Below are 24094 nucleotides of genomic sequence, written 5' to 3'. Positions count from 1 at the left end.
TCGATAGAAAGGTTTTTTTATGGCTGAGATAGAGGAATTACGAACACAACCTCAAGATATCCAAGCTGAACAATCAGTGTTGGGAGCCATCTTTATTGATGAGGGGAAATTGGTCTTTGTTCGTGAATATATCGAGCCTGGCGATTTCTTTAAGTACTCGCACCGTTTGATTTTTAAAGCCATGATCGATCTAGCTGACCGCGGGGATGCGATTGATGCGACGACTGTTCGAAATATTTTAGATAGTCAGGGGGATCTCCAAAATATTGGTGGTCTCTCCTATTTGGTAGAAGTCATTAATTCGGTACCAACTTCAGCTAACGCGGAGTATTACGCGAAAATTGTTGCCGAAAAAGCTGTCTTACGTCGATTGATCTCTCGATTAACGGAAAGTATTAATCAAGCTTATGATGGTGCAAGTCCTTCAGATGAAATCATTGCGGGTGCTGAAAAAGCTCTGATTGATGTTAGTGAAAACGCAAATCGTAGTGGATTTAAAAATATTCGAGACATCTTGAATATAAATTTTGGTAGCTTGGAAGCCCGCTCGCTTCAAACCTCTGATATTACGGGTATTGCGACAGGCTATCGCGATTTGGACCATATGACGACAGGGCTACATGAGGAAGAGTTGATTATTTTAGCGGCTCGTCCTGCAGTAGGGAAAACAGCCTTTGCTCTAAATATTGCTCAAAATATCGGGACAAAGTTGGATAAGACAGTGGCTATTTTCTCATTAGAAATGGGTGCTGAAAGTTTGGTTGACCGGATGTTAGCAGCTGAAGGCTTGATTGAATCCCATTCGATTCGTACAGGTCAATTGACGGATGAAGAGTGGCGGAAATATGCCATTGCTCAAGGAAATTTGGCCAATGCGAGTATTTACATCGATGATACCCCAGGAATTCGGATCACTGAGATTCGTTCGAGAGCAAGAAAATTAGCGCAGGAAACAGGCAATCTCGGTCTTATTCTGATTGACTACCTGCAGCTGATTACAGGGACTGGAAGAGAAAACCGTCAACAGGAAGTTTCAGAAATTTCTCGTCAGTTAAAGATTTTGGCAAAGGAACTAAAAGTTCCCGTTATTGCTTTGAGTCAGCTATCACGTGGTGTGGAACAGCGCCAAGACAAACGTCCTGTTCTTTCTGATATTCGTGAATCTGGATCGATTGAGCAGGATGCGGATATTGTTGCCTTCTTGTACCGAGATGATTATTATGATCGAGCTGGTGAAGAGGAAGAAGATGGCATGCCCGATAATACGGTTGAAGTGATTATCGAAAAAAACCGTTCAGGCGCGCGTGGAACAGTAGAATTAATTTTCCAAAAGGAATACAATAAATTCTCAAGCATTTCAAAGAGAGAGGATCAATAAAATGAGTGATGCATTTACAGATGTTGCGAAAATGAAAAAAATTAAAGAAGAGATCAAAGCTCATGAAGGACAAGTGGTCGAAATGACGCTTGAAAATGGACGGAAACGTCAAAAGAATAAATTCGGACGCTTGATTGAGGTCTATCCTTCTTTATTTATCATTGAGTATACGAATGACAATAGCCTACCAGGTGAACCAGCTAATACCTACGTGGAGTCTTACACCTATTCAGATATTTTAACAGAGAAAAATTTAATTCGTTATTTGGATTAATTTCTTGCTTTTATCGTTTAAATCAGTTATTATAATAAATACATATGGGAGTCTGTGTACAGTCTGAGAGGAAGTGTAAGCTTCGACCGCACCTGATCTGGGTAATGCCAGCGTAGGAAACAAATGAAATGTATTTTTCGTTATGAGTGACCTTGTGCAATCCGTCTCCCATTTTGGAGGCGTTTTTTATTTGTGAGAAAGGAGGTTACGATGTCTCTTGTAAAAAGATATTCAAAACAATTGATAGGATTTGCAGGTTTTAGCAGTCTTCTTGTCTTATGGCAGTTGGCAGGGGTTTTAAACATCTTGCCAAAATTTGTATTGCCGACACCGCTTGAAATTGGGACTGCCTTTGTTCGGGATCGAGCGCTTCTGCTTCATCACAGCTTGTCTACTCTTCAAGTAGCCTTGCTCGGACTAGTTATAGGGGTTCTTCTGGCTGCAGTTTTAGCGATTGTCATGGATAGTTTTCAATGGGTCAATGATCTAGTCTATCCTTTTATGGTTATCATACAGACGATTCCGACGATTGCCTTAGCCCCCATCTTGGTTCTTTGGTTTGGTTATGGTATCCTTCCAAAGCTTGTCTTGATCATTATTACGGTGGTGTTTCCCATTGTAGTTAGTTTCTTAGATGGTTTTCGTCATTGTGATCATGATATCTTGAGATTGTTTCAGATTATGCAAGCCAACCATTTTCAGACCTTAGTCCATTATAAAATTCCTGCAGCGCTTCCTTATTTTTTTGCAGGTTTACGTGTGAGTGTTTCCTATGCTTTTATCAGTACGGTAGTTTCAGAATGGTTAGGAGGTTTTGATGGATTGGGGGTCTATATGATCCAATCGAAGAAGTTATTTCAGTATGATACGATGTTTGCGATCATTGTATTGATTTCTGCTATTAGTTTACTCGGTATGTTTCTCGTTGACCAATTAGAACGAACCGTTCTGAAATGGAAAAAGGATTGACAAACTTGTAAATGGTGTAAAATTAAATTGACAATAATGTAAAAGAGGTATAGCTAATGAAAAAGTCAATGGGTTTATTTTTCTCAATAATATTGGGATTTGTTTTCTTGAGCGCTTGTCAAAATTCTGTCAAGCAATCGTCAAGCGATTTGAAAAAGATTGATTTTATTCTAGATTGGACCCCGAATACCAATCATACGGGTCTCTATGTAGCTAAGGAAAAAGGGTACTTTAAAGATGCAGGACTGGATGTAGATATAAAACTTCCCCCTGAAGACAGTAGTTCTGATTTGATTATCAATGGGAAAGCTCCATTTGGTATTTATTTCCAAGATTCTATGGCCAAGAAATTGGATAAAGGTGCGGGTATTACCGCTGTTGCAGCTATCGTCGAACACAATACGTCAGGGATTATTTCAAGAAAAGATGCAGCGATCACAAGTCCCAAGGATTTGGCTGGGAAGCGGTATGGCACCTGGAATGATCCAATTGAGTTGGAAATGATCAAATCGATGATGAAAAAAGAAGGGGCTGATTTTAATCAAGTAAAATTGGTTCCAAATAGTGATTCAAATTCCATTACTCCGATTGAAAATAAGGTCTTTGATGCTGCTTGGATTTATCACGGTTGGGATGGAATTTTGGCTGAGCAAAAGGGAATGAAGACCAATTTCTTCTATATGAAAGATTTTGTTCCTGCATTTGACTACTATTCGCCTGTTATTATTGCTAACAATGACTATTTGAAGTCTCATAAAGAGGAAGCAAAAAAATTCATTCAAGCGGTGAAAAAAGGCTACCAATATGCTATAGAGCATCCAGAAGAAGCAGCAGATATCTTGATCAAACAGGCCCCTGCCTTAGCTAACCAGCGTGATTTTGTTCTAGCTTCTCAAAAATATCTTTCCAGTCAATATGCTTCAGATAAGGACAAGTGGGGGCAGTTTGACTCCAAACGTTGGAATGCTTTTTATGCTTGGGCAAAAGAGCAAGGTTTGGTCTCAAATGACTTAAGAGACAAAGGTTTCACAAATGAATTGGTAGGTGACTGATATTTTAACAGTAAAAGATGTAAGTTTCTCATTTGGAGATAAAGCAGTTTTAAATAATGTATCACTAGAAGTGCAAAAAGGAGAAATCGTATCTATTTTAGGTCCAAGTGGGGTTGGGAAATCGACCTTGTTCAATTTAATTGCTGGGATCCTTCCCTTGCAAAAGGGGTCTATAGAAGTAGATGATGCCCCGATCTCTTTTGGGAAAGTCAGCTATATGCTACAAAAGGATCTGTTGTTAGAACATAAGACAGTATTGGGAAATATTATTCTTCCCCTTCAATTAAAAAAAATTCCTAAGGAAGAGGCGACATCTACAGCTATAAAATTGTTAGAGGAATTCAAGTTGGGAAGTATCGCCAACCATTATCCCAATGCGCTGAGTGGGGGGATGCGGCAACGGGTGGCGCTATTGAGAACCTATCTTCTGGGTCATTCTGTCTTCTTATTAGATGAAGCTTTTAGTGCTTTAGATGAATTGACAAGGCAGGATCTTTATCAATGGTATCTGGAAAGCAAGGAACGTCTTGGTCTCACCACTCTTTTGATCACTCATAGTATCGAAGAAGCTTTGACATTGAGTGACCGGGTCTATATCTTGAATCATAATCCTGGAGAAATTGTTGCAGATCTTCCTTTAAAATGGGATCCAGCAACGGATAGAGACTGGCAACAATTGCAATATAAAAAACGAATCGTAGAATTATTGGCTGAATTTCATTGAAATTGTTTTGAAGGGCTTTACAAAGTCTCTATTCCGTGATAGAATAGAATTTGTGCGAAATGACAGCAGGACAAAATGAAGCTCGTCAACAGGAAGCCAGCTAGAAAAGTAACCTTTGCTGTTTGGGCGAAGGCTTTCTGAACGAATCAGGTTTGTCTAAAACGTTATTTCCTACAAAAATTATTTTTATAGGAGGACATTTCACATGTCACGTTATACAGGACCATCTTGGAAACAATCTCGCCGTCTTGGCTTGTCACTTACAGGTACAGGTAAAGAATTGGCACGTCGTAACTACGTACCAGGTCAACACGGACCAAACAACCGTTCAAAATTGTCAGAATACGGTTTGCAATTAGCTGAAAAACAAAAACTTCGTTTCTCTTACGGACTTGGTGAAAAACAATTCCGTAACTTGTTCGTACAAGCTACTAAAGTTAAAGAAGGAACTGTCGGTTTCAACTTTATGCTTCTTTTGGAACGTCGTTTGGATAACGTTGTTTACCGTCTTGGACTTGCGACTACTCGTCGTCAAGCTCGTCAATTCGTTAACCACGGTCACATCCTTGTTGACGGAAAACGCGTTGATATCCCTTCATACCGCGTAACTCCAGGTCAAGTGATCTCAGTTCGTGAAAAATCAGCTAAAGTTCCAGCTATCCTTGAAGCTGTTGAAGCTACAGTTGGACGTCCAGCATTCGTATCATTCGATGCTGACAAACTTGAAGGTTCATTGACTCGCCTTCCAGAACGCGATGAAATCAACCCAGAAATCAACGAAGCACTTGTCGTTGAATTCTACAACAAAATGCTTTAATTTTAAGAAAAAACTTGCAGAAAGCCTACAACAGTGGGCTTTTTGTTTTGTCTTAAACCGTTGATTTCTGGGTTTGCTCCCCTTTTTGTTCAGTTATAAATTCTCTAAGGCTGTTTCATAAAATGAAGCGGATTTTTTGTTTTCTTAAAACTGAAACCTTCTAATAAAAAACTCCTGATCTAGATAGATCAGGAGAGACTGTTACCGTAACATTTTCATTAAAAATTCAGCCATTTGTTGAGGGCTTTCTTTTTTTCCGCGAGAAACCCACATTTGACAGACTCCGAAGAAGGCATTGGTCAGATAGACAGAACTGTAGACTCTTTCAATATCTGTTAATGATTTATGACTATAGCGTTCTTGCAAACTATCAACCAGAAGAATCTGTAATTTATGTCGTAAGAAGGTTTGGATCTCTTTGGTTCCATTCTCTGTCAGAAGAACCGCAAAGAGGGGCTCCTTGGTTAGAAATTCGAACACCTCTGTAATCGCTTGACGCTTGTCGTCTTGGTGTTTGTCAAAGATATATTCAAGCTTGTGAAAGAGTGCTTGTTGGTAGCGCTCGATCATATCGTACTTGTCTCGATAGTGGGTATAAAAGCTAGAGCGACTAATACCGGATTCTTGTGCTAACTCAACCGTTGTGATTTGGTCGAATGATTCCTTTTCGAGTAGTCGAACCATCGCCTCCTCAATATTTCGTTTTGTTTTTAATCGTTTATTGCTCTCAGTCATCTGTTAATCCTTTTTGCACAAAATTATACACAGTGTCCAAAAAATAAAATTCCTACTTGTGAAATTTTCTAGAAACTGTATAATCTATTATATCAGAAATTTAGACATTGTGTATAAAAAGGAGACAAAAAATATGATGAAAGAATGGAAGGCTATTCTTAAAAAGCCGACATTTATCATTGTCATGATTGGAGTTGCGTTAATTCCAGCTCTTTATAATATTATTTTTCTATCTTCCATGTGGGATCCATATGGTCAGGTTTCGGATCTTCCTGTAGCGGTTGTCAATAAGGATCAATCTGCTACATATAATGGACAAAAGATGGAAATTGGAAAAGACATGGTGTCCAATTTGAAGGACAATGATTCACTTGATTTTCATTTTGTAGATGAGAAAGCTGCGAAAGATGGTCTAAAAAATGGCGATTATTATATGATTGTAACGCTACCTGAGGATCTTTCAAAAAAAGCTAGCTCCATCTTAACCAATCATCCGGAACAGATGACTATTGATTACCAAACGTCCAGTGGTCATAGTTTTATCGCAGGAAAAATGAGCGACTCTGCGATGACAAAAATGCAGCAGACAGTGGCTGAAAAAGTGACCAATACTTATACCACAGCTTTATTTTCCAAAATGGGATCGCTTAAATCTGGTATGGGGACAGCGGCAGATGGAAGTGCTAAATTAGCAGATGGTGCAACAAAGTTGGAAAACGGTGGGCAAACACTGACCACTAATTTGAATACATTGGCTCGTTCAAGCTTGGCATTTTCAGATGGTGCAACCACTCTCCGAACTGGTCTAGCAGCCTATACAGATGGTGTTGGTCAATTGGGAAATGGTCTCAATCAAATGGCTGGTCAACTTCCAAATTTGGTATCTGGAGTCAATCAATTAAATAATGGGTTTGGCACTTTTAATACAGGATTGATGGCTTACGCTACCGGAGTGGATCAATTAGGAAATGGTCTCAATCAAATGGCGAGTCAAACCCCTCAGTTGGCGTCAGGAGTTGGTCGATTAACCAGCGGTATGGGGACGCTCAATGACGGTCTTGGGAATTATACCAATGGCGTGCGTCAATTGAATTCGGGTCTATCTAACTTTTCAAATGGTTTAGTGACCTATACAAATGGAGTCGCTACATTATCAGAGGGAGCGGGTCAATTAAGTAGTCAATCCACTACTCTTCGAAATGGAGTTTCTCAATTAGAATCAGGTATTCAAACATTATCAAGCCAGCTACAAGCTTCTACAAGCCAATCAGCTCATATTGATCAATTGGCAGCTGGTTTAAACCAATTAAATGCAGCGATTCAAAATGCTTCGGTAGATACCAGTCAACTTTCGTCTGGCTTGACGAGTATTGCGAATTCAGCTCAATCAATCCTTGCTTCAGCCCAAGCGGATCGTGCAAATGCCCTTGCAAGTGTGCAAGGGACAGCAGCTTATCAAGCAATGACAGCTGATCAACAAGCGGAAATCAGTGCGGCGATCTCATCTAGCCCAAGCTCGAGTGAAACGGCGGCTCAAGGGATCTTGACAACGATCCAAACGATCCAAAGTAGTTTGAATACAGGAAATAGCTTGACACAGTTGCAAACTGCAGCCAATCAAGTTTTACCGACAGCTTCTTCAACCTTGACAGACTTGTCAAGTGGCTTGTCTAAAATCCAATCCGCAGTTAGTGGACAATTGTTACCAGCTAGTCAAACCATCAGTCAAGGAATCGGCGCTTATACAGCTGGTGTTGATAAAATCGCTAGTGGGGCAAGCCAACTTCAGACCAATAGTAGCACTTTAACGGATGGTGCTAGTCAGTTAGCAGCAGGTGTTGGCCAACTAGATAGTAAATCATCGGAATTGCTTGCAGGAAGTAATCAATTAACTTCTGGACTAGGTGAGTTAAATGGTAAGATGCCTGCTTTGACATCAGGTATGAATCAACTGGCTTCAGGAGCAACACAATTGACAAGTAAATCTGGTGAATTGATTGCTGGTGCTGGAAAATTAGCAGATGGAGTAGGGCAATTGAACAGCAAAACTCCAGAGTTGGCAGGTGGTGTCAACAAACTTGTCACAGGTGTTAACCAGTTGACAGAGAAATCAGGTCAATTGGTGACGGGGGCTGATAAACTAGCTGACGGAGCAAATCAAATCTCAGATGGGTCCAGCAAATTAGCAGCGGGTGGCCAAACATTGACAAATGGTTTAGGTGAATTAGCAACAGGAAGCCAAACCTTGAGTCAAGGATTAAACGATGCTAAGGGACAATTGAATGTGGCTACAACTGAAAAAGAAAACGCTAAAACCTTAGCAGATCCTGTCACTTTGTCTAAAACAGACCATGACAATACCCCTGTGAATGGTGTTGGAATGGCTCCTTATATGATCTCGGTAGCTCTCTTTGTTTGTGCCTTGTCAACCAACATGATCTTTGCAAAATTACCATCCGGTCGTCATCCTGAAAGTCGCTGGGCATGGTTTAAATCTCGCTTTGAGGTCAACGGAACGATTGCGGTGATTGCAGGAGTCTTGGTCTATGGTGCCGTTCACTTGATTGGTTTATCAGCTAATCATGAGATGGCTACTCTCTTCCTTTGTGTGATTGGTAGTGTAGCCTTCATGTCTATCGTAACAGCTTTGACGACATGGCAAAGAAAAGTCGGTGCTTTCCTTTCCTTGATCCTCTTGCTCTTGCAATTGGCTTCTAGTGCAGGAACCTATCCTCTTGCTTTGACAAATGGATTTTTCCAAGCCATTCATCCATTCTTGCCAATGAGCTATACCGTTTCTGGTCTTCGTCAAACGATTTCGATGACAGGAGAAATTGGAAATCAAGTGGCCTTCCTTCTGATGACTATTGTTCTTTTTGCAGGGCTAGGAATGTGGTTCTATAATCCAAAACAATATGAAGAGGACTAATCTTCGGGAACTCCCAACAGAATGTGTTGGGAGTTTTTTGTTTCATGTGAAACAAAAATTCTCGCTTGTCTAAGCGAGAATGTTTATTATTTAAAGAAGACGACATCAGGATTTGGAGTAATATAGAGAAGTTGGTCGTTTTCAAAGACCAGTTGGATAGTGTTGTTTTTATAGGTGTAAATGGTGTAGTTTACTCCGAATTTAGAAGCTTGTTTGAGATCAACAGCTCCCATCAAAAAGGCGTGAGCTTGTTCCCCTGTGATTTTTCCCTCGTGGTAGAGCCCTTTAATATTTTCTAATTCGGTATTTTCAAAAGATTCGGCAATATAAGCAGGGTCTGTTATTTGTTTTTCAGGACTTCCAAGAATTGTTTGGACAAGAGCGGTGGTATATCCTTCATAATCCGGCGTCTGTGCAAAAATTTTATCGTCATTTCTAGAGTAGGCTACTTTTAGGTTCCCTGTCGCATAAATCTTATCTTTTGGAGCTTCTTGAGCATTTTTAGGGAGTCCTTCGGTCGTGACGATGTCAGAAGAGGTTTCCGTAGTAGTTGAGGGAGAGCTAGAGGAGTTGCTTGAGCTATTTGAACTGGTTGAGCGACTCGGGAGGCTAGAACGACTCGAGCTACTTTTTTTAAAGGTTTTCTTTTTTGAGCTGGTAGCAGTGGGTACTTTTTTAAAGTTGATCTTAAGGTCCGGCACACAGGCTGATAGAAAAAGAAGAGACAGCAAGAGTGTGAACAAAAGAGGGAGTGTCTGTTTTTTCATCATGTTCCTTTCGATAAGCTGATTGATTTTCTATTCTATCATAAAAAGGGTAACAAAAAAAGGTCAGGAAGAAATCCTGCCTTTATTTGTTATTATGGATGCCCCCCTCCAGGTCCACCGCCTTGAGGTCCGCCACCACCTGGAGCCCCACCGCCTCCAGGCATGGAGTTGACAATTTCCGTTTGTTTTTCACCGTTGATATAGATGTCTCCGCCAGTGTAGGTAGCAGTACCATCAAAGTCGAATCCAGATTGACCCGTTAATTTAATGGTTCCTCCGGTAACGGTGATATTTCCATTCGAATCAATTGGATCGGTATCGCCTTGGCCAACTTCAACGTTGAGGGTTCCACCATTCATAGTGAAGAAAATTTCATCTTGGTTGGCATTAGCATTGGCTGCATTGACACCGTCATCGGTTGCATAGATGGTGATATCTCCACCGTTGATGGTGATCGATTTTCCTTCGAGACCTTCGACAGACTCTGTTACCTCATAGGTTCCGCTATCGATGATCAGATCACCAGAAGCATGGATTCCGTCGTCTCCTGCAGTGATGGTCATTTTGTTATCTGAAAGGTACATGGTTCCGACCGAAGTATCTTCATCATTATCCACCTTGACGGCATCTTCATCTGCATCGATGGTCATGGTCGTACCAGTGATATTGAGTTCGTCATTGACGTTGAAGGCATCTCCTACAGCCGTTATCTTATAGGTTCCACCTGTGATATGGAGAGTGTCATTGGCTTTGATACCGTTGTTCTTCTTAGCGTCAATGTTGAGCGTACCTGAACCATTGATGGTGAGGTCGCCTTTAGAGAAGATCACCGCATCGGCATCTTCATCATTGTTTGAACTTGAATCAGACAAGGTATTGGTCGTGCCATCTGCTAGAGTCAGGTAGACATGACCTGCTTTCGTAGCAGAAATTGGCGCGTTGGTGTTGGTCATGGTAACGCCTTTCAAGACGATGTGAACATCATCTGAGTCACCTGCTTCGACCTTGATTTGAACTCCATCGGATTCACCAGAGATGACATAGGTTCCAGCCTTTGAGATGGTCACAGTTGATCCAGATACAGCAACGCCGTCACCTGATACACTTGCAGAAGATCCAGACAGTTTTACAGTAGAGGCTTTGCTTTCATCATAAGAGCTGTCCTTGTCCTTATCTGTAAAATAGTTGGAATTGTTTGTTTTATTTTTTGAAGTAGAAGTAGCGGTAGTTTGTGCAGTATTGCTTTTTGTAGCTGATTGTGATGACGCCTGGGTGCAAGCTGTCAGTAAGGTGAGGGTTGCGGCCCCCGTTAATAAAAATTTCCATTTGTTTGATTTCATGAGCTTTTCCTCTCGTTCAATTGATATGCTCCTAGTCTAAAGTTGCTAGCTGAAAGTTTCCTAAAGTTTTTCTGAAAGGAACCTTAACTTTAGTTTTCTTTAAGTTTGGCTTAATGACCAGTTAAGAAAGTCCCATTAAACTAGAAAGCACGTAAGTCGTATTCATACTTACTGAAGGTTAGAAACAATAGATCCCTCTTAAAGGAGAAGAAACATGAAAAAAACAATTGAGACAAGTTTCAAACGAATCGAAACAAAATATATCGTCGCAAAAGATGACGTGAAGGACTTGATCAAAGACTTAAAAGAATACGTCGTAGAAGATGATTACCCAACCTCAACCATTTCAAACATTTATTTTGACACGGAAAATTTTGATGTCATTCAAGATGCTCTTGCAAAACAACACCGCCGTGAAAAAATTCGGATGCGGACTTATATAGAAAAACCTCAAGCAGACAGCCCAGTGTTTCTAGAGGTGAAGTCAAAAGATGAAGAAGGAATTGGCCATAAATTCCGCCTAGTCGCCACTTCGCAAGCCATTATCAACTTGATGACAGATGGGAAAGTAGATCATCAGATACAAGATCCAGACTTAGTACAAGAGATTCAGAGATTGCGCAAACGTTATGGTCATCGATTGGAACCACGGATGTTCATTTACTATGATCGTCTGTCTCTCAAAGAAAAGAAATCCATTCAGGGTTATCCTTATCAAAAGATTCGCGTGACAATCGATCAAAACCTAGTCTTTCGAGATCAGGCTGTTAGCCTTTTTGATGGGAAGAAAGGAGAACCTCTACTAGAGGATGACTTCGTGATCATGGAAATAAAGGCTCCTGGCCAAGAACCTAAATGGCTAAAGGATATTTTAGAGAAGTATGGTTTGGTCAAACAGAAATTTTCAAAATATAGCTGTGCTTATCATAAATCACAAGGCTTGGATTATGCCCCAAGACCAGTTCAAGAAACGGTAGGTGCTGCCTATGTCTAATCTATTTGATTCTATTTTTAATAATGCCACAGCAACGGTGGATCCCTTGCGCTTACTACTGGCCCTTTTGGTCAGCCTCTTTCTAGGGATGGCTCTATCTTGGACCTATAAATACCGAACACTTTACACTCGAGAGTTTGTCATTAGTTTGACCTTGCTTCCTTGTATGATGACCTTAGTGATCTTTTTAGTCAATGGAAGTTTGGGAACCTCGATTGCAGTGGCAGGGACCTTTAGTTTGATTCGTTTTCGTTCGGCTACGAGTGGTTCGAGAGAGCTGATTGCCATTTTCTTAGCCATGATTATAGGACTAGCGGCAGGTTCGGGCTATCTTTTATTGGCCATTTTATCAACTCTCTCTTTACTAGGGGTGTGGCTAGTATTAGAGAACAAACAGAGTAAGGCAGACCATCAACGGCGCCGCCATTTGACTATTACCGTCTCAGAACAAGATTCTGTTGCAGAACAAATCAGCCAGTTGTTAGATAAAAGTTGTTCAGAAATTGACTTTATTTCTTTCACAACGGCCCAAGCTGGAGAACAACTGACCTTGAACTATGAGGTAAATATGAAATCGAACATCGATGATTTTGCCCTTGCCAATCTATTGATTAGCAAGATTGAAAATTGTGATGTCGCTCTGACAAAGAAAGCGAAGAAAAGAAAGAATCTATAACGGCTATCCTACTTTAGGATAGTTTTTTAGGGTTTTAAGAACTTTTTAAGAAAAAGTGGTATACTGTTTCTAAAAAATGGAAGGAATCTTTTATGAAAAAGACTGCTATTTTTGAAGATGTCGTCTCTATTATGACCCATGATTCATCTACCATCAAGGATCGAAAAGGATGCGATCCAGAGCCTTTTCGAGAAAACATTACAGATGATATGACAGATGATGCTTTTCTCTATCAAGTTAAGGCTTACCTAGCTAGTTTTGGGGTGATCGGGCATATTTCCTTTCGAGATAAAAAAGCCAGTCAAAAAGGGTTTCTTTTGAGAATAAATGGACAGAAATTGTATGTTGAGGAAGCTAATGAAGATACTGGTCTTCAAGTAGGAGATCAGATCCTAGGTCTGGATGGGAGTGACTTGGATCAGATAGCTTCTCTTCATAAAGACTATTTTATTAGCAAGAACCCCGAAAGACATTATAGAGAATGGGCAGATTTGGTCTCTCAGTCAACGAGTGTCACCCTGCTTCGAGAAGGGATAGAAAAGTCCATTGAAGTAGTACCCAGTCGAGAACCGATCCAGGATCATATTTTTTGGAAACGATTAGACGATGAGATTCTTTATCTTCGTCTGGATAACTTTATGGATGAGAGAGCTATTAGTCGGGTATATCAAGAGTGTTTACCGATGATGACGGAAATCAAGTTTCTTCTCATTGATGTCCGACGCAACAGTGGAGGGACAGATTCTTTATATATCCCTCTATTGCATCTAGGTTTAGAGAAGGATCAGGGCTATGAAGGCATTGATTGGGATGATGATGGCATGGAAATTCTCTACACGGAGCGAAATGTTGACCTGCGCTTGAAAGACTTTGAGAACTGGATGCAACAGGAAGAAATTAGTCCTGAAACAGTTAAGCTGCTTGAAGATATGAAAGAGGATTTGATCCACCATCGGGGGAAAGGCTATGTACCGTATCAGCAAGAAAGCGAGGAATTCTTCCCAGAGGTTAGAGGTGCCCACTATCCTGAACAGATCTTTATCTTATCAGATATTTATTGTGCTTCTTCTGGAGATAATTTCGTCCATATGATGAAGCAGTTTAAGAAGGTAACGGTGGTGGGTCGACCAACTCTCGGAATTCTAGACTACTCTAATTGTTGTACGGTTGATTATGATAATTTTTGTTTAATGTTTCCCACTTCTCGCTGTTTAAGCGTGGATCAAGGTAAAGGAATGACGGATCAGGGTGTTCTACCAGATATAGAGATTCCTTGGACACCTACCCATTTTGAAAGAGACGTGGATCTGGACAAGTGTCTGGAGTTGATTCATCAGGGGACTGTGAAATAGAATAGGATTTCAACCAGAAAACTGATTAAAGAAAAATACTTTTGTTAGACGGCTTGAATGATCTGAAATGATAACGTTTTCTACCACATTCTCACTATGTTTAAAATTGCTTACTTGGTATAAAAAATGGTAAAATAGTGAGTAACAATCAAAATGAAGAGTGAAACTTATGAAACATAAAACACTTTATAAATTTATCGGGCAGACGGTCTTGTATTTCGCCATTTTTCTAGCCCTACTTTATTTCTTTAGTTACCTTGGTCAAGGTCAGGGTGGCTTTATCTACAACGAATTTTAGAAAAGGAGACTCCTAGCCGTGTCAAACCAACCAATTACTGATATGATCGAGACAATTGAACGTTATGCGCAACTACAACCAGACTATCCGGTTTACAATGTCCTTGGTGAGGAGCATACCTATGGCCAATTAAAGGCTGATTCAGATAGCTTGGCTGCCCACATCGACCAAATGGGACTTCCTGAAAAGTCACCTGTAGTGGTCTTTGGTGGTCAAGAATATGAAATGTTAGCAACCTTTGTGGCCTTGACAAAATCTGGCCATGCCTATATCCCAATTGATAGCCACTCTGCCTTGGAGCGCGTGTCTGCCATTGTTGAAGTAGCAGAGCCAAGCTTGATTATTGCCATCAATGAATTTCCATTGGAAAACCCAGCTGCTCCAATCATGTCCTTGGAGCAAGTGCGTGAAGCTTATGTGGCTCAGCATGCCTATGACTTGCAACATCCAGTCAAAGGGGATGATAACTACTACATCATCTTTACCTCAGGGACAACTGGGAAACCAAAAGGGGTGCAAATTTCGCACGATAACTTGCTCAGCTTTACCAACTGGATGATTACAGACAAGGAATTTGCAACGCCAGAGCGTCCGCAAATGTTGGCGCAACCACCGTATTCTTTTGACTTGTCTGTCATGTACTGGGCACCGACCTTAGCTCTTGGAGGAACGCTTTTTGCCCTTCCATCAGCCATTACTCAAGACTTCAAACAACTCTTTGCGACGATCTTTTCTCTTCCGATTGCTATCTGGACTTCGACACCATCTTTTGCAGATATGGCCATGTTATCTGAAGATTTCAATGCTGAAAAGATGCCAGGGATCACCCATTTCTACTTTGATGGGGAAGAGTTGACCGTGAAAACCGCTCAGAAATTGCGCGAGCGTTTTCCAAATGCGCGTATCATCAATGCTTATGGCCCAACGGAAGCAACGGTTGCTTTGTCGGCGGTTGCTATCACAGATGAGATGCTAGCTACCTTGAAACGTCTACCAATCGGTTATACCAAAGAAGATTCTCCAACCTTCATCATTGATGAGGCAGGAAACAAATTGCCAAATGGTGAGCAAGGGGAGATCATCGTATCTGGCCCAGCCGTTTCAAAAGGTTATATGAATAATCCAGAGAAAACAGCAGAAGCCTTCTTCGAATTTGAAGGTCTTCCAGCCTACCATACAGGAGATGTTGGAACTATGACGGATGAAGGCCTCCTTCTCTATGGTGGACGGATGGACTTCCAAATCAAGTTTAACGGTTACCGTATCGAGCTAGAGGATGTCTCTCAAAACTTGAACAAATCGAAGTATATTGACTCAGCAGTCGCAGTTCCGCGTTATAATAAAGATCACAAGGTTCAAAATCTCTTGGCCTATGTCATCTTAAAAGAGGGTGTCAAAGAACAATTTGAGCGCGAGATTGATATCACGAAAGCCATTAAGGAAGATTTAGAAAACATTATGATGTCTTATATGATGCCTTCAAAATTCCTCTATCGTGACAGCCTGCCATTAACACCAAACGGGAAAATCGACATCAAAGGGTTGATTAGCGAGGTTAACAACCGATGATCGAGTTTTTGAAACAGCTCCCTCATTTAGAACACTATGGAACACCGATCTATTTTATCTACCTCATTCTAGCTTTTTTGCCGATCTTTGTGGGTCTCTTTTTCAAAAAGCGGTTTCCGGTATATGAAGGACTTGTGAGTCTGATCTTTATCATTTTGATGCTGACAGGTTCGAATCTCAAGCAAATTTATGCCTTACTCTTTTACGTAGTCTGGCAAATCTTGATTGTGTATTCCTACAAATTTTATCGTCAGAAAGCGGACAATAAGTGGATTTTCTATCTTCATTCCTTCTTGTCTGTCTTGCCCTTGATCTTTGTTAAGGTAGAGCCAGCGATCAAGAATGGACACCAATCCTTGTTTGGATTTTTAGGGATTTCTTATTTGACCTTCCGGGCTGTCGGAATGATCATCGAAATGCGAGATGGTGTCTTGAAAGAATTCACGCTCTGGGAATTCTTACGTTTTATGCTCTTTATGCCGACCTTCTCAAGTGGGCCGATTGATCGTTTCAAGCGTTTTAATGAGGATTATAAAGCCATTCCTGAGCGCGAAGAATTATTGGATATGTTGGAGCAAGCTGTTAAGTACATTATGTATGGCTTCCTTTATAAATTTATCCTAGCTCATATTTTTGGCCACTTATTGTTAGGTCATGTGCAGACCTATGCCTTGTCTCAAGGTGGATTCTTCAACATCGGAACACTGGGAGTCATGTATGTTTATGGCTTTGACCTCTTCTTTGACTTCGCAGGGTATTCGATGTTTGCTTTAGCGGCCTCCAATTTGATGGGGATTAAAAGTCCCATCAACTTTGACCGTCCTTTTAAATCACGTGATTTAAAGGAATTCTGGAACCGCTGGCATATGAGTTTATCTTTCTGGTTCCGTGATTTTGTCTTTATGCGTCTCGTGATGGTATTGATGCGCAATAAAGTGTTCAAGAGCCGGATCACGACCTCAAATGTTGCCTACATTATTAATATGTTGGTCATGGGCTTCTGGCATGGAGTGACCTGGTACTATATCGCTTATGGGCTCTTCCATGGGCTTGGAATGGTTATCAATGATGCCTGGATTCGAAAGAAAAAATCTATTAATAAAGAAAGAAAAGCAAAAGGATTGGATCCGATACCGGACAATCGTTGGACCAAGGCTTTGGGGATCTTTATCACCTTTAATACAGTGATGCTGTCCTTTCTGATCTTCTCAGGATTCTTGGATCAGCAATGGTTCCCAAAAGTGAAATAAAAGGAGAATAAAAAATGGATGTAAAATCACAAGTAATTGAAATTATTGACGAATTGTTTATGGAAGATGTCTCAGACATGATGGATGAGGATCTCTTTGATGCGGGTGTTCTTGATAGTATGGGAACAGTCGAATTGATTGTGGAATTGGAAAGTCGCTTTGGCATCCGTGTTCCTGTATCTGAATTTGGACGCGATGATTGGAATACTGCTAACAAGATCGTAGAAGGTGTAACGGAGCTTCAGAATGCTTAAGCGTTTATGGCTGATTTTAGGGCCCGTATTTTGCGCGCTCCTCATGGTAGCAGCTTTATTATTCTTTTATCCAATCAATCATAAGCACAACTATACTGAAGAGAAAAAAGCTGCGGTTAGTCTGAATGCAGAAGGCTTCAAGAGTCGTACAAAGAAGCAAGAAGCACTTTCGGATCCACAGCATCGATTTGTTCCTTATTTCGGCTCAAGTGAATGGTTGCGTTTTGATGTGGTGCATCCAGCAGTTTTGGCTGAAAAATATGACCGTAATTACAGACCCTACTTTTTAGGAGAACGTGGTGCGGCTTCTTTGAACCAGTATTTTGGAATGCAACAGATTTTGCCAGAACTTAAGGACAATACAGCTGTTTATGTGGTTTCTCCGCAATGGTTTACCAAGAAGGGCTATGATTCCTCTGCCTTTCAACAATTCTTTAATAGCGATCAGTTGAATAGCTTTATTGCCAATCACCAACAGGATGCTGCATCCCAGTATGCCGCGAAACGCCTGTTGCAACAGTATCCAAATGTCGCCTTTCAAAGTGTTGTGACGAACATTTCTCAAGGAAAGAAAATTTCAAGATTTGATCAGTCTTTGAACCAGCTTGTTTCCCATCTTGTTCAGCGCGAAGATGCCTTATTTAGCAATCTCGCTACTCGTACAAACGGGAATTACGATAAGAAGGTCAAAAAACGTCTACAAGATTTGCCAGATCAATTCTCATATGAGAAATTGGAGGAAATTGCAACGGCTGAAGCAAAAGTCAAAACCAATAACAACGACCTTGGAATCAGCAATCATTTTTACAATACTCGTTTAAAAATGAAGTTGAAGAAACTAAAAGGTTTCCAAAAGAACGAATCCTATGTTCAATCTCCAGAGTACAATGACTTGCAGTTGGTTCTAGACCAGTTTGCTAAATCTCGGACCAATGTCATCTTTGTGATTCCTCCAGTCAATGCTAAATGGATGAAATACACAGGCTTGAGCCAAGAAAAGTATGAACAGGCTGTTCAAAAGATTCGTTACCAATTGGAAAGTCAAGGATTCACCAATATTGCAGACTTTTCTAAAGATGGTGATCAGCCCTACTTTATGGAAGATACGATTCATATGGGATGGAATGGTTGGCTAGCCTTTGATAAAGCGGTCAATCCCTTTGTCACAAAAGCTGAAAAAGCACCAACTTACCATCTAAATGATCGCTTCTTCAGCAAAGACTGGGCCCAATATAAAGGGACACCAGACAAATTTAAATAATGTTTGATCAAAGGGGGCAGGATCGAATCCTGGCTCCTTGATTTGTGAGGAGAATGACGAGAAAGTCACAAACGAGCAAGAAAGTTATCCACAGATTGTGGGAAACTTGTTTGTAAATGGATGAAAACAGGTCCTGATGCTGATGAACCTTCCTCTTTTAAGGGGAAAATAGGTAAAAGTTATCCACATTTTTGTGGATAAGTGATGAAAAACGGTGGATAAGTCAGCTAGCATGTGAAAAGGAGAAGTAGTGTGAAAAAAATTTGGTTTTACGCAATTGTTCAGGGGATTGTGATCTTTTTTATTGTGGGTGGCATGACCTACGCACTTAGGGGAGATTTCTTTTTCCGTTACTTATCCCCTATTTTTGGACTAGCAGCAGCTGTCTTGAGATTTGGGACAGCGACTTTAATGAAGGTGATAGCCCCCACTCTCTACGATGATCCCAAAAAGAAGGAAGAAGTTGACCACGATAACTAAAGAAGTTGGTAACTGAAAAAGTTGAGCTAAAGGCCACTTTCTGCTGGTCTTTATGGTAAAATAGAAGGAAGAATATTAGTTTGGAGATTAATTAGAAATGAAACGTTCAATGTATGCTGGACGTGTTCGTGAAGAACACATTGGAATTCATATTACCTTGAAAGGATGGGTTAGCCGTCGTCGTGACTTGGGTGGTTTGATCTTTATTGATTTACGCGACCGCGAAGGAATCATGCAATTGGTGATCAATCCAGAAACAGTTAGTGCAGAAGTGATGGCCACAGCTGAAAGCATCCGCAGTGAATATGTTGTAGAAGTGACAGGTCTTGTGGAAGCTCGTGAACAAGCGAATCCGAACTTGCCAACAGGTGCAGTAGAACTCAAGGTAGAGGCTATTACGGTTCTTAATACTGCCAAAACAACGCCATTTGAAATCAAGGATGGAATTGAAGCCAATGATGATACTCGTCTTCGTTACCGCTACTTAGACCTTCGTCGTCCTGAGATGTTGGAAAACCTCAAACTCCGTGCAAAAGTAACTCATTCAATCCGCAATTACTTAGATGAATTAGAGTTTATTGATGTGGAAACACCGTTCCTTTCTAAGTCAACTCCAGAAGGAGCACGTGACTACTTGGTTCCTTCCCGTGTCAACAAAGGCCATTTCTATGCCCTTCCACAAAGTCCTCAGATTACAAAACAATTGTTGATGAATGCTGGATTTGACCGCTATTATCAAATCGTGAAGTGTTTCCGGGATGAGGATTTACGGGGAGACCGTCAACCTGAATTTACACAGGTCGACTTGGAAACCTCTTTCTTGAGTGATCAAGAAATCCAAGATATCACAGAAGGCTTGATTGCACGTGTCATGAAAGAAACCAAGGGAATTGAGGTAACACTCCCATTCCCACGGATGAATTATGATGATGCCATGGCCTTATATGGTTCAGATAAACCAGATACACGTTTTGAAATGTTGCTTCAAGACTTGACAGAGCTTGTCAAGGGTGTAGACTTCAAAGTCTTTTCAGAAGCTCCAGCAGTTAAGGCGATCGTTGTCAAAGGTGCAGCGGATCATTACTCTCGTAAAGACATCGATAAATTGACAGAAGTTGCGAAGCAATATGGTGCAAAAGGTCTTGCTTGGGTGAAATATGCTGAAGGTGCCTTGAACGGTCCTGTTGCGAAGTTCTTGACAGAATTGACAAGTGACTTGACAGTTGCTTTACAATTAGAAGACAAAGATCTAGTCCTCTTTGTAGCAGATACTCTTGAAGTAGCCAATGCAACACTTGGTGCTTTGCGTGTTCGTCTTGCGAAAGAGCTTGACTTGATTGACAACAATCAATTCAACTTCCTTTGGGTAGTGGATTGGCCAATGTTTGAATGGTCTGAAGAGGAAGGCCGTTATATGTCTGCTCACCATCCATTTACACTTCCACAAGCTGAAACAGAGCATGAATTGGAAGGCGATCTTTCAAAAGTTCGGGCGATTGCCTATGATATCGTCTTAAATGGCTATGAATTAGGTGGAGGAAGCCTACGGATTAATCATAAAGATTTACAAGAAAGGATGTTCAAGGCGCTTGGATTTACAAAAGAAGCTGCTAATGAACAATTTGGGTTCTTGTTGGAAGCAATGGATTACGGTTTCCCACCACATGGAGGATTGGCGATTGGTTTGGACCGCTTCGTGATGCTTCTTGCAGGTGAAGATAATATTCGGGAAGTCATTGCCTTTCCTAAGAATAACAAGGCGACAGATCCAATGACACAAGCTCCTTCTGTCGTTTCTGAAAAACAATTGGATGAGTTAAATCTTCAAGTAGAAGTAGCAGAGCAAGAATAGGACAAGAGAGAAAAAGGAAAGTCTAGAAATCAGTTGCTCTAAGATTTTCCTTTTCTTCTAATCGATGGATTGAAAATGAAAAAAACTCGCTTTCATAAGCTATTTCGCTATCATGTGCGGCGACTAGCTTATAACATTAAATTATTGCGCGTGCTGAAGAGCATCTCCCGTGAGAAATACGATGAAAAAGTGTCAGCTTCCTTGCTGTATGGTTTTCTATCAGCGATTGCCGTCAACTTCTTCTTTCAACCAGGACATGTATACTCCAGCGGTGCAACAGGTCTAGCTCAGATTTTATCTGTTCTGAGCCAACGCTTTATTGGTTTTACGATTCCGGTTTCGTTGACCTTTTATGCCATCAATATCCCTTTGATGATTGTGGCTTGGTATCAAATTGGCCATAAATTTACCATCTTTACCTTTATTACGGTTTCGATGAGTTCCCTCTTTATTCAGTTCGTGCCAGTGATTACGTTGACCAACGATCCGATCATGAATGCCCTATTTGGTGGGGTTGTCATGGGAACAGGGATTGGTTTTGCTCTTCGGAACAACATTTCCAGTGGAGGAACGGATATTGTCAGTTTGACGATTCGAAAACGGACAGGAAAGAATGTCGGCAGTATCTCCTTTTTGGTCAATGGGACCATTATGTTGATCGCTGGTCTGACCTTTGGTTGGAAGTATGCTCTTTACTCTATGATTACCATCTTCGTATCGAGTCGAGTAACGGATGCTGTCTTTACCAAGCAAAAACGGATGCAGGCAATGATCGTAACGAGCCAGCCAGATGCCATTATTGAAAAGATCCATAAAAAATTGCATCGTGGAGCGACCATTATCCACAATGCAGAGGGAACCTATAACCATCAGGAAAAAGCGGTTCTGTTGACAGTTATTACGCGTGCAGAGTTTAATGAATTCAAATATATTATGAAAAAAGCTGATCCTCAGGCTTTTATCACCATTTCAGAAAACGTTCATATCATTGGACGCTTTGTGGAAACAGAAGAATAAAAATAAAGGTCACCACATTGTGGTGACCTTTATTTTGTTGATTCAGTTTCATGGAGAAGGAGCCAACTATGGGCAGGAATAGAAAGTTCCTTTCCTTTAGGAATAGGGGTTTTTAGGTTGGCATGAGGATAGGCAAATAACAGCTGACTATCGCTCGGATGTTGATAGGTCTGTTCTTGATCACCGATATTGACAAGAATCGTTATTTTTTCACGATCTTTCTCAATCGTGTAGATCAAATGATGATCAGACAACCATTTGACATCACAGTAGTCGCGAATCTCTTGCCCTTTTTTCAAACGAAGGAGTGGCTGTGATTTCCGATAAGCAATCAATTCTTCAAGAAAAGCAATTTCTTCTTGGCATTTTGAAAGGGATGTCCAGTCCAATTGGTTGAGACTATCTGGCAAGTTATAGGTGTTGTCTTCGAGCCCTTTTGTGCGATAAAATTCTTGACCAGCATGGATAAACGGCACTCCTTGAGCTAGTAACACTAAATGAAGAGCTAATCGTGAGAGAGCTTTTCGATCTTCTAGACGAATCTCTTCCTTTTCAAGTTGGAAATAATCAAAAACAGTTGCATTGTCGTGACATTCGACGTACTGAATGGCTTGTTGCGGTTGGGTGAAATGAGCAGGCCCTAGCTTCCCGACATTCGCCGTTAGAATGTTCGCAAAATCATTCGCAGAATGTTGACTCTCACGACGGTGACCGGCTACAAGTGTTCTCTTGATCGTATCCCGGAAGTTATCACTGAAAAAGCCAAAGGCTGGTAATCGTTTCGAATTATATTGGTGAGCGAGCTGATCTTCAGAGAGGCCGGTATCCATCTTCCACCCTTCCCCATAGAGATAGATGTTAGGATAGATTTCACGGAGTTCTTCTGCAATCTCTGTCATGGTTTGAATGTCTAGGATTCCCATCAAATCAAAGCGGAAACCATCAAAGCCGTAGAGGGAAACCCATTGTTTGAGAGATTGCTTGATATAGTGTCTCACCATGGAGCGTTCACTTGCCACGTCATTTCCGCAGAAGGTTCCATTGGTCCGCTCTCCCTCTGCATTATAGCGGTAGAAATAACCAGGAACGATCTGTTCAAAAGCATACTCATCTGCCTGGTAGACGTGATTGTAGACTACATCCATGATGACACTCAGATTGGCCCGGTGATAGGTGTCAATGGTGTCTTGGAGCTCTAGGATTCGCGCATAAGGATCGTTAGGCTCACTCGCATAGCTGCCTTCTGGAACATTGTATTGAACAGGATCATAGCCCCAGTTGTAGGCTTTCCATTGATCCTCTTCATCGACACTACCGAAATCGTAAACTGGAAGTAACTGTACATGGGTAATGCCCAGTTTTTGAAGGTAATCAAATCCAAGGATCTGGCCATTTAGTTGGGGCGATTCTGTTAAACCTTTAAACTTACCCGGGTGTTTAAAGCCAGCCTCTTTTTGGACAGAGAAATCCCGAACGCTCATCTCGTAGATGATTGCTTCTGTCGGGTCTAATTGACGAGCAGCACGCCTGATAGGACGTGTGATCTTCTTCCGGTCGATGACCAAGCTATCTCCAGAGTTCGCTAAAGAGGATAGAGCATAGGGATCATGAATCCGACGTTCTAGGCCATTGACACGAAACTCATAGTGGTAGGCAGCTCCTTCCCAATCCCCTTTGAGCACGAGTTCCCAGACACCGTTTTCTGTACGATTCATTGGATAGACCTGATCTTCGATATGGAGGGTCACATCTTGCGAAATGGGTGCCCAGAATTTAAATTGCGTCTGACGTAGTGTGTAGAAACTTCCTAGATCCTCTCCAGTATAGGTGAAGGTTTGATCAAAAATGGGTTTGCGAACAATTTGACGATAGTGGAGAATAGAAGAATTTCCAGCAGCATCGTAGATGGTGTACTCTTCTCCGAGTTCAAGCGGAATAGGGCTTAAGAAATAGTCTCCTGTGTCAGTCGCTGCACTTGACGTTTTGACAGGGATTAAGGCAAGATGACCTTGGTTCGTTTCCAAATAAAAAGGAAGGATATGCTCCTCTCCTTTTTGGATAAGAATCAGGTCTTGGTCATCTAAATAAGCAGTAAATGTAGACATA

At 41.1% G+C, this 24094-nt stretch carries 22 protein-coding genes; 18 read left to right on the top strand and 4 right to left on the bottom strand.

Annotated features, from left to right (window positions below):
• Window positions 1-19 precede the first annotated feature (19 nt).
• The 6 genes from dnaB to rpsD all read left to right on the top strand — a co-directional run bounded on the left by dnaB (window position 20) and on the right by rpsD (window position 5214).
• Window positions 20-1378, top strand: coding sequence for a replicative DNA helicase (gene dnaB, locus K1I56_RS05795; RefSeq protein WP_223325509.1), 1359 nt, complete (start codon window positions 20-22; stop codon window positions 1376-1378).
• Between the two features lies 1 nt (window position 1379).
• Window positions 1380-1652, top strand: coding sequence for a Veg family protein (locus K1I56_RS05790; RefSeq protein WP_003009183.1), 273 nt, complete (start codon window positions 1380-1382; stop codon window positions 1650-1652).
• A 210-nt stretch (window positions 1653-1862) separates the two neighbouring features.
• A complete protein-coding gene (locus K1I56_RS05785; protein ID WP_223325508.1) occupies window positions 1863-2621 on the top strand; it encodes an ABC transporter permease in 759 nt (252 codons plus the stop codon).
• A 56-nt stretch (window positions 2622-2677) separates the two neighbouring features.
• Entirely contained in the window at window positions 2678-3673 is a 996-nt protein-coding gene (locus K1I56_RS05780) for an ABC transporter substrate-binding protein (RefSeq protein WP_223325507.1), read from the top strand.
• Window positions 3666-4397: an ABC transporter ATP-binding protein gene (locus K1I56_RS05775; protein ID WP_223325506.1), complete on the top strand. Its 732-nt coding sequence runs from the start codon at window positions 3666-3668 to the stop codon at window positions 4395-4397. The genes K1I56_RS05780 and K1I56_RS05775 overlap by 8 nt, the downstream gene beginning before the upstream one ends.
• A 205-nt stretch (window positions 4398-4602) precedes the next feature.
• Entirely contained in the window at window positions 4603-5214 is a 612-nt protein-coding gene (gene rpsD, locus K1I56_RS05770; RefSeq protein WP_003002210.1) for a 30S ribosomal protein S4, read from the top strand.
• Between the two features lie 201 nt (window positions 5215-5415).
• On the opposite strand, the gene K1I56_RS05765 is transcribed toward rpsD, so the two are convergent.
• The gene (locus K1I56_RS05765; RefSeq protein ID WP_003001962.1) at window positions 5416-5949 is read right to left on the bottom strand and encodes a TetR/AcrR family transcriptional regulator; all 534 of its coding nucleotides are present in this window, start codon (window positions 5947-5949) and stop codon (window positions 5416-5418) included.
• 133 nt (window positions 5950-6082) lie between these two features.
• On the opposite strand from K1I56_RS05765, the gene K1I56_RS05760 reads away from it, so the two are divergent.
• Window positions 6083-8878, top strand: coding sequence for a YhgE/Pip domain-containing protein (locus K1I56_RS05760; protein ID WP_223325505.1), 2796 nt, complete (start codon window positions 6083-6085; stop codon window positions 8876-8878).
• An 86-nt stretch (window positions 8879-8964) separates the two neighbouring features.
• On the opposite strand, the gene K1I56_RS05755 is transcribed toward K1I56_RS05760, so the two are convergent.
• Window positions 8965-9648 (bottom strand): DUF4947 domain-containing protein, encoded by a 684-nt coding sequence (locus K1I56_RS05755; RefSeq protein WP_049495738.1) that lies wholly within the window; start codon window positions 9646-9648, stop codon window positions 8965-8967.
• 89 nt (window positions 9649-9737) lie between these two features.
• On the bottom strand, window positions 9738-10985 hold the full coding sequence (locus K1I56_RS05750) for a carbohydrate-binding domain-containing protein (RefSeq protein ID WP_223325504.1): 1248 nt from the start codon (window positions 10983-10985) through the stop codon (window positions 9738-9740).
• Window positions 10986-11199: 214 nt separating this feature from the next.
• Here K1I56_RS05750 and K1I56_RS05745 point away from each other — a divergent pair, with 214 nt between their 5' ends.
• The 11 genes from K1I56_RS05745 to K1I56_RS05695 all read left to right on the top strand — a co-directional run bounded on the left by K1I56_RS05745 (window position 11200) and on the right by K1I56_RS05695 (window position 21988).
• Window positions 11200-11979, top strand: a complete 780-nt coding sequence (locus K1I56_RS05745; protein ID WP_049475077.1) for a polyphosphate polymerase domain-containing protein — start codon at window positions 11200-11202, stop codon at window positions 11977-11979.
• Window positions 11972-12655 (top strand): DUF4956 domain-containing protein, encoded by a 684-nt coding sequence (locus K1I56_RS05740; protein WP_223325503.1) that lies wholly within the window; start codon window positions 11972-11974, stop codon window positions 12653-12655. The genes K1I56_RS05745 and K1I56_RS05740 overlap by 8 nt, the downstream gene beginning before the upstream one ends.
• A gap of 92 nt (window positions 12656-12747) precedes the next feature.
• Entirely contained in the window at window positions 12748-14007 is a 1260-nt protein-coding gene (locus K1I56_RS05735) for a S41 family peptidase (protein WP_223325502.1), read from the top strand.
• A 169-nt stretch (window positions 14008-14176) separates the two neighbouring features.
• Window positions 14177-14305, top strand: a complete 129-nt coding sequence (locus tag K1I56_RS05730; RefSeq protein WP_003002102.1) for a teichoic acid D-Ala incorporation-associated protein DltX — start codon at window positions 14177-14179, stop codon at window positions 14303-14305.
• 18 nt (window positions 14306-14323) lie between these two features.
• Window positions 14324-15874, top strand: a complete 1551-nt coding sequence (dltA, locus tag K1I56_RS05725) for a D-alanine--poly(phosphoribitol) ligase subunit DltA (protein ID WP_223325501.1) — start codon at window positions 14324-14326, stop codon at window positions 15872-15874.
• Window positions 15871-17124, top strand: coding sequence for a D-alanyl-lipoteichoic acid biosynthesis protein DltB (gene dltB / locus K1I56_RS05720; RefSeq protein WP_070664966.1), 1254 nt, complete (start codon window positions 15871-15873; stop codon window positions 17122-17124). The genes dltA and dltB overlap by 4 nt, the downstream gene beginning before the upstream one ends.
• A 14-nt stretch (window positions 17125-17138) precedes the next feature.
• Window positions 17139-17378, top strand: a complete 240-nt coding sequence (gene dltC, locus K1I56_RS05715) for a D-alanine--poly(phosphoribitol) ligase subunit DltC (protein ID WP_024055455.1) — start codon at window positions 17139-17141, stop codon at window positions 17376-17378.
• Window positions 17371-18639 carry a D-alanyl-lipoteichoic acid biosynthesis protein DltD gene (dltD, locus tag K1I56_RS05710; RefSeq protein WP_223325500.1) on the top strand — a complete coding sequence of 423 codons (1269 nt, stop codon included), beginning with the start codon at window positions 17371-17373 and terminating at the stop codon, window positions 18637-18639. The genes dltC and dltD overlap by 8 nt, the downstream gene beginning before the upstream one ends.
• 252 nt (window positions 18640-18891) lie before the next feature.
• Entirely contained in the window at window positions 18892-19119 is a 228-nt protein-coding gene (locus K1I56_RS05705) for a hypothetical protein (protein ID WP_223325499.1), read from the top strand.
• A 97-nt stretch (window positions 19120-19216) separates the two neighbouring features.
• The gene (gene aspS / locus K1I56_RS05700; RefSeq protein WP_223325498.1) at window positions 19217-20971 is read left to right on the top strand and encodes an aspartate--tRNA ligase; all 1755 of its coding nucleotides are present in this window, start codon (window positions 19217-19219) and stop codon (window positions 20969-20971) included.
• A 75-nt stretch (window positions 20972-21046) separates the two neighbouring features.
• Window positions 21047-21988 (top strand): YitT family protein, encoded by a 942-nt coding sequence (locus tag K1I56_RS05695; protein WP_021154122.1) that lies wholly within the window; start codon window positions 21047-21049, stop codon window positions 21986-21988.
• A gap of 29 nt (window positions 21989-22017) precedes the next feature.
• On the opposite strand, the gene pulA is transcribed toward K1I56_RS05695, so the two are convergent.
• Window positions 22018-24093, bottom strand: a complete 2076-nt coding sequence (gene pulA, locus K1I56_RS05690) for a type I pullulanase (RefSeq protein ID WP_223325497.1) — start codon at window positions 24091-24093, stop codon at window positions 22018-22020.
• Window position 24094 lies beyond the last annotated feature (1 nt).

The organism is Streptococcus parasanguinis (genome assembly GCF_019929185.1).
GTDB classification, from domain to species: Bacteria; Bacillota; Bacilli; order Lactobacillales; family Streptococcaceae; genus Streptococcus; species Streptococcus parasanguinis_O.
This window is presented reverse-complemented; position numbering and strand designations above follow the sequence as displayed.

Excerpts from the sequence above, each read along its gene's own strand:
- dltC (WP_024055455.1), top strand. The coding sequence starts at position 17,139 with ATGGATGTAAAATCACAAGTAATTGAAATTATTGACGAATTGTTTATG.
- rpsD (WP_003002210.1), top strand. The coding sequence starts at position 4,603 with ATGTCACGTTATACAGGACCATCTTGGAAACAATCTCGCCGTCTTGGC.
- pulA (WP_223325497.1), bottom strand. The coding sequence starts at position 24,093 with ATGTCTACATTTACTGCTTATTTAGATGACCAAGACCTGATTCTTATC.
- K1I56_RS05740 (WP_223325503.1), top strand. The coding sequence starts at position 11,972 with ATGTCTAATCTATTTGATTCTATTTTTAATAATGCCACAGCAACGGTG.
- dnaB (WP_223325509.1), top strand. The coding sequence starts at position 20 with ATGGCTGAGATAGAGGAATTACGAACACAACCTCAAGATATCCAAGCT.
- K1I56_RS05785 (WP_223325508.1), top strand. The coding sequence starts at position 1,863 with ATGTCTCTTGTAAAAAGATATTCAAAACAATTGATAGGATTTGCAGGT.
- dltB (WP_070664966.1), top strand. The coding sequence starts at position 15,871 with ATGATCGAGTTTTTGAAACAGCTCCCTCATTTAGAACACTATGGAACA.
- K1I56_RS05745 (WP_049475077.1), top strand. The coding sequence starts at position 11,200 with ATGAAAAAAACAATTGAGACAAGTTTCAAACGAATCGAAACAAAATAT.
- aspS (WP_223325498.1), top strand. The coding sequence starts at position 19,217 with ATGAAACGTTCAATGTATGCTGGACGTGTTCGTGAAGAACACATTGGA.
- K1I56_RS05730 (WP_003002102.1), top strand. The coding sequence starts at position 14,177 with ATGAAACATAAAACACTTTATAAATTTATCGGGCAGACGGTCTTGTAT.
- K1I56_RS05695 (WP_021154122.1), top strand. The coding sequence starts at position 21,047 with ATGAAAAAAACTCGCTTTCATAAGCTATTTCGCTATCATGTGCGGCGA.
- K1I56_RS05765 (WP_003001962.1), bottom strand. The coding sequence starts at position 5,949 with ATGACTGAGAGCAATAAACGATTAAAAACAAAACGAAATATTGAGGAG.
- K1I56_RS05780 (WP_223325507.1), top strand. The coding sequence starts at position 2,678 with ATGAAAAAGTCAATGGGTTTATTTTTCTCAATAATATTGGGATTTGTT.
- K1I56_RS05755 (WP_049495738.1), bottom strand. The coding sequence starts at position 9,648 with ATGATGAAAAAACAGACACTCCCTCTTTTGTTCACACTCTTGCTGTCT.
- K1I56_RS05735 (WP_223325502.1), top strand. The coding sequence starts at position 12,748 with ATGAAAAAGACTGCTATTTTTGAAGATGTCGTCTCTATTATGACCCAT.
- K1I56_RS05760 (WP_223325505.1), top strand. The coding sequence starts at position 6,083 with ATGATGAAAGAATGGAAGGCTATTCTTAAAAAGCCGACATTTATCATT.
- dltD (WP_223325500.1), top strand. The coding sequence starts at position 17,371 with ATGCTTAAGCGTTTATGGCTGATTTTAGGGCCCGTATTTTGCGCGCTC.
- K1I56_RS05790 (WP_003009183.1), top strand. The coding sequence starts at position 1,380 with ATGAGTGATGCATTTACAGATGTTGCGAAAATGAAAAAAATTAAAGAA.
- K1I56_RS05750 (WP_223325504.1), bottom strand. The coding sequence starts at position 10,985 with ATGAAATCAAACAAATGGAAATTTTTATTAACGGGGGCCGCAACCCTC.